The 10,282-nt window shown below is 75.9% G+C and carries 3 protein-coding genes and 1 pseudogene; all 4 read right to left on the reverse strand.

Features of this window, described 5'->3' with window-relative positions:
- Positions 1 to 215: 215 nt before the first annotated feature.
- On the reverse strand, positions 216 to 3,647 hold the full coding sequence (locus ACOJTC_RS26590; protein WP_420118936.1) for a DUF6519 domain-containing protein: 3,432 nt from the start codon (positions 3,645 to 3,647) through the stop codon (positions 216 to 218).
- The gene (locus ACOJTC_RS26595; protein ID WP_420118937.1) at positions 3,644 to 5,767 is read right to left on the reverse strand and encodes a hypothetical protein; all 2,124 of its coding nucleotides are present in this window, start codon (positions 5,765 to 5,767) and stop codon (positions 3,644 to 3,646) included. Before ACOJTC_RS26595 ends, ACOJTC_RS26590 begins: the two co-directional genes overlap by 4 nt.
- Positions 5,764 to 8,220, reverse strand: a complete 2,457-nt coding sequence (locus tag ACOJTC_RS26600) for a putative baseplate assembly protein (protein ID WP_420118938.1) — start codon at positions 8,218 to 8,220, stop codon at positions 5,764 to 5,766. The genes ACOJTC_RS26595 and ACOJTC_RS26600 overlap by 4 nt, the downstream gene beginning before the upstream one ends.
- A pseudogene (locus ACOJTC_RS26605) lies at positions 8,217 to 10,282 on the reverse strand (hypothetical protein); the annotation flags it as partial. The gene ACOJTC_RS26600 and the pseudogene ACOJTC_RS26605, both read right to left, overlap by 4 nt.

A 10,282-nucleotide genomic window follows, 5' to 3' on the forward strand; every position in this document is an offset into this window, starting at 1 on the left:
GGGGGGGGGGCGGCCCCCCCGGCCCCGGGGGTGGGGGGGCCCGGGAACCCTGGGCCCGCGGGGGGCGCCCCCGCGCCCCCCCCCCGCCGCTTTGTTGGCGACTACCAGAGGATTTGAACCCCTAGACCACATCTGCAATCCGCAACCGTGCTAAGTGGCAGTCACCGAAAGCGTAGTCCCGACCGCCGGGCCGACGCAGTCGTGCTTGCGACAGCTCAACTGACGTTGCCGGAGCTGCGTGCACCCCCGGCCACCTGGATGGAGCCGTTCGACGAGACGTTGTCGGTGACCGACCACAGCCGCTTCGCCGGCGCCCCCGACCAGGACGGGTTGCACAGGATCGCCGGCTCGCAGTTCTGCACCAGGTTGTCGCGGATCGCCATGATCGGCCCGCCGGCCGCGAAGGCCCAGATGCCGACGCCCGCCCCGGCGGTCACCGAGATCCGGTTGTCCGAGACGAACACGTGCCGGATGCTGCCGATCTTGATACCCCGGATGGTGCCCGAACCACGCCACCACGCCTGGTAGAGGTGGATGTCGTTGCCGGTCACCCGGATGGTGCGGCCCTGGATCGGCGGTCCCTTGTGGTAGGACACCCCGATGTGGACCCCCTCGGCGACCTGGTCGATGCGGCAGTCGGAGACCTCGACGTCACCGACCGCCGTGCCGCCGCCGATCACCACCGCGCAGGCCCCCACCGACACCTCCGCCGCGGCGGTCAGGTCCCGCCGGTACCCGCCGGCGTACTTCTCGCCGAAGGCCGGCTCCAGCAGGATCCGGTCGGCGACGCTGCGCAGGTGCCTGGCCGCCGCCGACGGGGTCTGCACCGGACGTGACGGCGGCGACGCCGCCACCGCCGCCTCCCAGGCGCCCTGGCTCAACGCCGAGTCGAAGCGCAGGCTCGCCCCCGGCACCGGCAACGCCACCTCCCGCCGGTCGCGGGCGATGTCGTCGGCCTCCCGCACCTCGATTCCCTCACCGACCAGGTAGTCCCGCAGCGTCTTGCGACCCTCGTCGGTGTCGAAGATCCGCCCGGCGTTCTGCCCGAGCCGCCCCTTGAGCGAGGTGAGCTGCCGCCGGTACGAGGGCAGCTGGGCCGGGTCCTCGGTGGCCACGTCCGCCAGCCGCAGCACGTACGCCTCGGCGGCCTCGGCGGTGCGCTGATCCTCGGCGTTCGGCGGACGCAGGGTGGACAGGGTCTTCCACTCGCTCTGCGGGACCATCGAGTTCATCCGCACGCCCCACCGGCCGACCCGGATCACGGTGTTCCACTCACCCGCCTCCAACCGGTCGTCGCGGTCCAGGGCGAGCCGGCCCACCAGCTGGGTGGCGAGCTGGCTGCGGAACTTCTCGTCCTTGACCAGTTCGGCCAGGGTCAACGAGGCCGGCCGGGGCGGGCAGGAGAACCGACACCGGGTGACCACCGCGTGGTCCGGGTTCACCAGCAGCACCCCCTGCTGGCCGTGGCCGATGAGGAAATCCGAGTCGAGCACCCGGACCTTCCCCGGTGGGGTGCCCTGGTCGTTGCGGACGGTCAGGCAGGTGCTCTGCGGCGACGCGCCGGCCACCCCGGTGAGCTGGCAGTGCTCGATCGTCACCTCGGCGCAGTTGACGGCCGACACCGGGCCGAGCCGCCCCTCGGCGGCAGCCGGGCCGGGGGTCTCCACCGCCAGGTGCGACACCGATACGGTGCCGCAGTTGACGAACATCAGCGCGTACTCCTGCCCCTGCACCCGGATGCGGCTGGCCGGCCCGCTGCCCAGCACCCGGATGTTGGCCCGGCCGGTGAAGGTGACCGGCACGGTGCTGGTGTAGAGGCCGGGGGCGAAGCAGATCAGCACGTCCCCGGCGGGCAGCGTGGTGAGCGCCTGCACCCAGTCGATGCCGGGCCGGATGGTGATCGTCGCCCAGCCGCCGGTGGCGGACGCGGCGAGCTGGTTGATGGCGGCCTGCACGGTGGTCGCCCCGGCCAGCGACGGCCGCCCGGTCGGGTCGTACGACACCCGGTCGGCGCGGGACAACGCGCCGGTGAACGTCACCGGCAGGTGGACCGGCTGGCCGGCCTCGTCGAGGAGCTGGGCGGTGACCTCCTGGGTGGCGGCGGCGGAGTCGAGCTGCCAGGCGCAGCGGGCCCGCCCGTCGGTGCCGGTCTCCACGGTGACGGTGCTGGCGGTGACCGCCCCGGCGGTGAGCCGGCCCGCCCCACCGGTGACGGTGAACCGGACCCGGGCCTTCGCGACCGGCTGGCCACCCATGGCCACCCCGGTGACCAGGTCGTGCCCCAACGGCACCAGGGTCGCCGGGTTGCCCGGCACCGGCACCGCCTCCTGGCCGTCCCCGCCGAGCAGGCTCAGCGTGGCCTGCCCGGTCAACGGGGCGAACACCGGCCGGCAGTCGCGCAGCACGCTCCACTGGCTGCCGTCCCAGCTCACGACGCCGATCCGGCCGTGCGCCCGGCGCGGCCCGTGCGGGGTCTGCGCGACGGGGGTGGTGCCGACCCGGGGCCACTGCACGTCGTGCACCGCCGAGCGGGCGGGGAACGACCACCAGTCGCCGGTGCGGAAGGTGCCCGCCGCCGAGAACCGGATCTTGATACCGAGTTCCAGGTCCACCTCGACGCCCCCGGCCGGCACGGTGCCCCGGCCGTCCCAGCGGCGCACCCGGGGCCGGGACGGGAAGTCGGCCCGGTCGAGGCTGCCGGTGGCGGTGCCCGGCCGGATCACGATCCGGTCCCCCTCCACCCGGTCGACCTGGACGAGCGTGCCCGGCAGGGCGTTCTGCTCCCGGCCGTCGTCGGTCAGCTCCACCCAGGAGCCGTTGGTGAAGCCGGCGCTGCCGTCGCGGCCCGGGACCTTCACGGTCAGCACGTCGACGTCGATGCTCTCCCACGTCGCCACCGTGGCGGCGTTGTCCCGCGACCAGACGTAACCGGCCGTGCCGGGCGCCCCGCCGGTGAGGATCTCCACCCGGTAGAACTGGTTGTCCAACCCGGTGTACGGCGACCCGGTCGGGATCACGCAGTCACCGCCGGAGCTGCCCGTCGGGTCGGCGCGGACCGCGAGGGTGCCGGTCGAGGCGGCGGTCAGCTCCGCCCAACCCGGCGGGGTGTCCGCGCAGCCGACCGGGGTGTTCGGCGGCCCGGCCTGCAACAGCCGCACCTGCCACACGGTCCGCAGCCGGGTGGTGGTGTCCGGCCCGCCGAGGGCGACCTCCCGCAGCGCAGGGTCCTCGATCGCCGTCACGTGCTGCGACCACACCTGCAGCCACGCCGCGTAGACCCCCGGCGGCACCGGGACGCCGCCGGCCAGCCAGGTGCCGTCGAGCCTACGGACGAACGGCCCGCCCGCCGGCAGGTCCGGCTGGGCGAACACGGAGAGCGGGGTGTCGTTCTCGCAGAGCACCCCGTCGAGGTAGTAGCGGCCGGCCGACAGCTTCAGGTCGGCCCCGCCGGTCAACCCGAACGCCCCGCCGACCACCGGCGCGCCCGCCGCGCCGACCACGTCGGTCAGCGCGGTGGCCCGCAGGTGCGCCTGGATGTCCTGCTGTTCGTTCCAGTCCGCGTCCAGGTCGACCCGGCCCTGCTGCTTGCGGACGCTCGTCGCGTGCCGCCGCTGGTCGAACGTGACGCGGCTGATGTCGCCCTTCATGGTGTGGTTCCTCCGGTCGGCAGGACGGGCAGGGCAGCGGCCACCCGCCCCAGCGGCAGGTACTCCGCCAGCGCGAGGGTGAGGTTGTGCAGACGTTGCGGGGTCAGGGCACGCCGGAACGCCCCCAGCTCGGCCCCGGACTCCGCACCGGTACGCAGCTCCACGGCGGCGGTGGCGGCCAGCCGGCCGTAGGTGGCGTCGCCGTAGCGGGTGCTCGCCCACGCCGGACCGACCCGGGTGGCCACGTCCGGGTCGTCGGGGCGGGCCTGCTGGGCGAGGTCCGGCTGGCAGCGGTAGCGACGCGGGGTGACCGAGCCGGGCCGCAGATAGCTGAACCGAACGTACCCCTGCTGCCGGCGGGCCACCGTCACCGGCTGGTCGAACAGGCAGTCCGTGGCGGTCAGCACCCGCGCCGTGGTGGTACCCAGCACCGTCACCCCGGTCAGCTCCGCCGCCGCGTCGCCGGCGGCCACCGCGCCGTGCACCAGCGAGTCGGTCACGGTCAGCGGTCCGTCGGTGGTGGCCAGCGCCCCCGTCACGCAGCGGTGCACCACCACCCGGGTCCGGTCGTTGCCCGCGGTGACCGTCAACCCGGTCGCCGCCGGCCCGAGGGTGCAGTGCCGCAGCTCGACCAGGCCCAGGCCCGGCCCACCCCCGTCGGGCGCGGTGACGGTCACCGTCCCGGCGACCAACAGCCCGTCGACGACCAGCTCACCCGGGCGGTCCCCGACGCCGACCCCGGTGGCCGCCAGCGTGCCCAGCAGGCAGGGCCGCACCCCGACCGGGTCGAGGTCGGTCTGCCGGCGGGGCCGGTCCGGCGGCCGGGGCCACTGCGCGGCCAGCACGCTCAACCGGCTGCCCTGCCCCACCCGCACCGACAGGTTCTCCCGGTAGCGGTGGCTGTCCAGCACCACGATCCGGCCGGTGCCGCCCGGGTGTGCGGCCTGGAAGTCGTGCCAGGCGGTCACCGCCTCGCCCAGCGAGGCGACGACCTCCCCGGCCCGCGGCGGCTCCGTCACGCTCACCGCGAGCTGCCAGTCCACCGGCCCGTCCGCCGCCCCCAGGTCACCCCGGCGCGGGTACGGGCCGGCGCCGACGTCGGCGCTGAACGCGTACCACCAGGAGACCGCGAGGCGGTGCACCGGCCGGCCGGCGGCGACGGTGATCCGGCCGCGCACCGGGTCGACCCGCACCACGCTGCCGGTCGGCAGCTCCCAGCCGGCCAGGTCGCAGATCCGCAGCAGGTCCAGCGGCACCGGGCGCAGCTCGTCGGCCGGGGTGGGCTGGATCCACACCACGAACGACGGGTCGTCGTCGCGGAACCAGCGCCGCTGCTCCGCCGACGGCGGGCTGTCCGACGCCAGCGCCGCCAACTCGTCGCGCAACGGGCGGCGGCGCAGCGGACCGGGCACGTTCGCCTCGTCGGCCCGGTGGTCGATGTCCGGCTCGGTCACCGTCGGCCCGGTCAACTGCCGGCCCACCCCCACCGGGTCGATCCACCACCGGCCGTCAGGCGGCGTCACGACCGGCGCGGCCGTCGCCCGGTCCAGCCGGTACGACGGCAACGGCCACACGTACAGGCCGATGTGCCCGATGTTGGGGCGGCCGTTCCCGGTGTCCATCGCCCGCACGTCCACCGTCCGGCAGACCGTCTCGAACGGCCCGCCGACCAGCTCCAACGGCGCGGCGGCCCGGATCGACGCGGTGGCCGGCGCGTCGCGGACGTGGTTGACGTGCTGGGTGGCGACCAACCGTTCGAAGAACTCGACGACGGCGGCGCTCCAGCCGGTGTTGGCCCGGGTCAGCTCCTCCAGGGCGGCGGCGGTGCCCTTGCGCCGACGGAACCGGATCGTGTCGGCCACCCGGGCCCGGTCGGACAACCCGCCGCCGTCGGCCAGCGGATGCAGCTGACCCGCCCCCACCAGCTCACCGAGATAGGGCACCACCCACTCGGCGCAGGTCTCCACGAACCAGTCGTCGGTGAGCTGGTCGATGTCGGCGTCGAGCGCGGCGGCCTGGGTGGCCAGCACCTCCACCAGGGCGCGCAGCATCCCGCCGGCCGCCTCGTCCCGGCTGCGCAGGGCGGCCGGCAGCAGGTCCCAGATCTCCTCGACCCTCACGATGCCTCCAGCAGGGTGACGTCACCGGCGTCCACGGTGAGCAGATCGGCGGGCAGCAGCACGTCACCGACCCGGCGGGCCGGCGCTGCGGTGATCACGTCGAGGCGGGCCGGCGACTGCCCGGCGTCGTACAGCAGCTCCAGCACGACCGCCGCGACGCCCGGCACCCGGTGCAGCAGCGCCTGCACCTCGCTGGCGCGCACCGGCTGGGCGTAGTCGCGGGCGTCGAAGCTCAACCCGGCGACCAGCGCCGCGCGGGCGGCGGCCGAGACCGCCGCGAACCGGTACCCGGGGGTCAGCAGCAGCCGGGCGGTCACCGCCACCCGGCGGCGGTGGTGGCCGAGGATGCGTACCGGCACCGCCGCCTGGCGGGCGGCGTCCAGCGCCCGCAGCAGGTCGGCGCGGACCGCCGCGTCCGGTGGGATCTCCGCCCCGTCCGGGCCGGCGACGGTGAGCAGGACGAGTTGCCGGGCGTCGTCCCAGACCAGGTCCGCGCGGGCCTTGCCGATCCCGGCGAAGGCGCGGGCGAAGTCGGCGTGGTCGGCCAGTGAGACGACCCGCCCCAGGGTGCGGACCGCCAGCGGCGCGTTGCGGCGGGCCCGGTCCACCCCCTCCGGGTCGTCGGCCCCGGCGGCCGGCACCGGGTTGCCCACCTCCACCAGACCCAGCGGCCGGGACAGCGGGATCGTCAACCGGCCCGGCGCGAGATCGGCCGACCGCCCGACGCCGCTGCGGTAGGTGGCCACCACGTTGTCCCGCCCGGTGGGCAGCCGCGCCCCGGTCAGGCCGTCGCCGAAGGTGACCGTGACGGTGCCGTCGTCGGCCCGCCGCACGGTGTAGACCCGGGCGGTGGGGGCCTGCCCGAGCAGCGCCGGCACCTCCTGCCAGCGCACCCCGTCGACCCAGACCGCGAGGGTGGTGCGGGAGCCGCTCGCGGTCGCCGCCGGCACGTGGGTCAGCGGCGCGTGCCGCAGCGTGAACCGGGGGAACGCCTGCCGCGCGTCGCCACTGCCCAGCACCTCGGCCCGGCTCTCACCGTGGGTCGCCGGTGTCACGTTGCCCAGCACCCGGACGCTGTCGCGCCGGTAGCGGCGGGTCACGTTCGCGGTCAGGTCCACCGTGGTCGCGTCCCGCACCCGCAGCACCGTCACCACCTCGCCGACCGGCCCGCCGTCCGGGTCGACGCCGGTGAGCACCAGCGGCCGGCCCGGCTCCAGTCCGGGCGTCGGCCGGGCCAGCTCCAGGGTCGCGGTCGCGGCCAGCGGGGCGGTCAGCGGCGGAGCGGCCGTCGGGAGCAGCCGGCTGCCGCCGAGCACGGTGGTGCTACGCCGGGTGAACGTGTTCGAGTCGCCGCCGGCCACGGTGACCCGGGTGGTGCGGGCGGCGATGCCGAAGTCGGCGACCGGCAGCTCCGCCACCGCGTCGACCCGACGCACCTGCGCCACCCCGGCGGTCTCCAGCACCAGCCACGACCCGGCCACGACCGACGGGTACGACTGGTCCAGGTGCAGCATCCGCTCGGCGGCACCCAGCGGGGCGTCGACCCAGGTGTCCTTGCGGGTGGCGTACGCGCCCGGCAGCACCTGGTTGGTGCCCGGGTTCAACTCGCCGACCCGCAACGCCACCGGCAGCGCCGACCACGGCTGCGCCTGGTAGCCGAAGAGCGCCGCCCGCTGCGTCAGCAGGTGCACCTGCACCTCCCGGCCCGACTGGCGCAGCTCCGTGCCGAGCGGCTGGGCGGCCACCGTCGCGTCCAACCCGACCACCGTGTACGCCGGCACCGCCGCACCGCCGTCGGACGCGGCCACCACCGCAGGCAGCACCGGGGTGGCCGAGCGCACCCGGCGCACGTCGTACCAGTCGGGGCCGAGCACCAGCAGCGCGGTGCCCGGGGTGAGCACCGTATCGACGCCGGCCAGGTGCAGGGTGTCGTCACCGGGTCGCGGCGCGCGGGGCGCAGTGATCCGCAGCCCCACCGCGTTCAGCTCCGGGCGGGCCAGCAGCGGGGCCACCGTCTCGAAGACCTGCGGCAGCTCGCCGGGGCCGGGCACGCTCTGCGCCTGGCTGCCCACCGGGATCGGCACCCCCTGCGGGGCGCCGGGGGTGGCGGTGACGGTGAACGACAGCCACGTCGTCGCGGCCACCCCGGGGCGCAGCTCGTAGCCGATCGCGCGGGCCAGCATCAGCACCGAACCGCGTTCGGTGGCGGTGCCGAGGAAACCCTCGTTGGCGATCCGCTCCTGGTAGAAGGCGAGCACGTCCAGGGTGGTCGCCCAGGCGTGCAGCAGCGCCACCGCCGGGTCGTCGACCTCCCGGGTGGTCAGCCCGGCCAGCTCCGGCCGGCCGGAGAGCCGGTCGACCAGTTCGGCGGCGAAGTCCGCCTGCCGGCCCAGCCGGTATCCGATGGCGGCCCGGCCGGGCGGATTGGGTTCCCGGTCCACTCGTGACGTCACAGTCCACCCACCAGGTCGAGGTGCAGGATGCCGTGCTCCGGCACGCTGGGGTCGTTGTCGAGGCGGATCACCTCGGTGTCGCCGGCCCGCAGCACCCGGGCGTCCAGTTCTCCGCCGGCGGCCCCCCCCACCGGGTGCAGCTCGGTCACCCGCACGTCGGTGACCCCGGGGCCCCCGACCGCGGCGGCCAGCAGCTGGCGGACGTAGAGCGGGGTACCGAAGCTGAACCGGTCGGGGTGGAAGAAGCCGCGCCCCCCACCCGGCAGGTCCCGGGCCGAGAAGAGGTCCAGCAGGGCCCGGCGCACGTCCGAGCGGAACGCGCCGCCGGTGACGCACACCCACAGCCGCAGCTCCACCGGCAGGTCCACCGGGTCGCGTAGTTGCAGGTCGTACCCGGCGACCCGGAACCGGTCGAGCCGCCCGGCCAACCGGCGGGCCAGTTCCGGCTCGTCGGCCAGCCGCTGCCCGCCGGTCAGGTCGAGGGTGAGGAAGACCGTCCACCAGGAACCGGTCCAGCGGACCCGGGCGGTGGCGTTGGCCACCTCGGGTAGCCGTCGCGCCGCCGCCACCCAGTCGGCGGTGGTGACCGCCCGTTCCTGGATGGCGAAGGCGACCGGGGCGTGCTGCCGGGCGTGTTCGACGTCCTCCGGGTCGGTGCCGCCGACGGCGGGCAGCGGATTGGTCGCGGCGAGCAGCCCGACCCGGTCGGTGACCAGGGTGGTCAGCGCGTCGTGGCCGAGGTTGCCGGCCGCGCCGCCGCCGCGCCACCAGGCGACCTGGAAGACCGTGCCGGCCGGTGGTCGTCGCCCCGACACGTCGTCGCCGAAGCGCAGGCTCACCCGGCCGTCGCGCTCGCGTTCCGGGACGAAACCCTGATCGAAACGGTCGGCGTTGAGCAGGTCCCGGCGGGGCCGCCAACTGCCCTCGGTGGTCTCCAACCGGATCAGCGGCACCGCGGCGCGCGGGTCCTGGTCGAGGGCCTGGCTGGCCGGGGTGTCGGTGGCGAACGGCACCGCCGCTGCGACCGGCTCGTCGGTCAGCACCGGCCGCCACCGGTGCTCGGCGGCCGGCGGGAGCTGCCCGGACACCGCGCTGGCGTGCTGGACGGCCACCAGGTTGGCGCGGGCCACCGCACAGGTCACCAGGTGGTCGGTGCCCGTGCCGGCGACGGAGGCGGTGACGGTCAGCGGGAAGCCCAGCCGGTCGGCGGCGCTCCACCCCACCTCCAGCACGGCCACCCCGGTCACCGGGTCGGTGGTGGGGCGTACCGACACCAGCCGGACCACCTGCCGGTGGGTGGGGTCGGCGTCGGCACGTCGCCCGGTCCGCGGGGAGAGCACCTCCTCCAGCAGCAGCAGGTCACCGGCGGCCAGGCCGGTGGCGGGCAGGTCGACCAGGGTGGCCCGGGTCGCCCCGGCGGGCAGGGCGCAGTCCCGGCCGCCCCACACGTACAGGGCGATCTCGTTGCGGGCGGCCCGGGGGGCGAGCGGGGTCAACGTCTCGAACCCGGTCGCGCCGCCGGCCAGCAGCGCCGTCGCGTCGGCGGGGCGTACCGCCGGGGTGGCCCGGTCGGCGGCCAGCACCGGGGTCCCGGCGGGCAGGCCCCGACTCTCCACGTCCGACCCGGCGGCCACCCGCACGCTGAGCCAGGCGCGGGCCGCGCAGCCGTCGTGCACCGCGTAGTCCAGCAGCCGGGCGTGCCGGCGTACCGAGATCCGGCTGCGGGCGGTGCCCAGGTAGGCCTCGGTGCCGGCGGCGTCCTGCCGATAGGACAGCCGGTCGGCCACGTGGGCCAGCGCCTCCACCACCGTGACCAGCGGGTCGGCCGGGTGCCGGTCGGCGCCGCCGGGCAGGGCGGCGAGCCGGTCGAGCATCAGCCGCCGGAACCCGGCGTAGTCCTTGGCCAGGTAGTCGGCCGGCGCGGTGGTCGCCGGTGGCGGCGGCACCGGCGGGGCGGCCGGCGCCGGGTCCAGGTCGCTGGGGCAGTTGGCCTTGAACGAGAAATCCTGCGCCGACAGCACCGGGTCGAAGCCGGGCGGCACCCGGTCGTCCACCGCCGAGC

Origin of the sequence: Micromonospora sp. (assembly GCF_048594385.1) — a bacterium.
Lineage (GTDB): Bacteria > Actinomycetota > Actinomycetes > Mycobacteriales > Micromonosporaceae > Micromonospora > Micromonospora wenchangensis.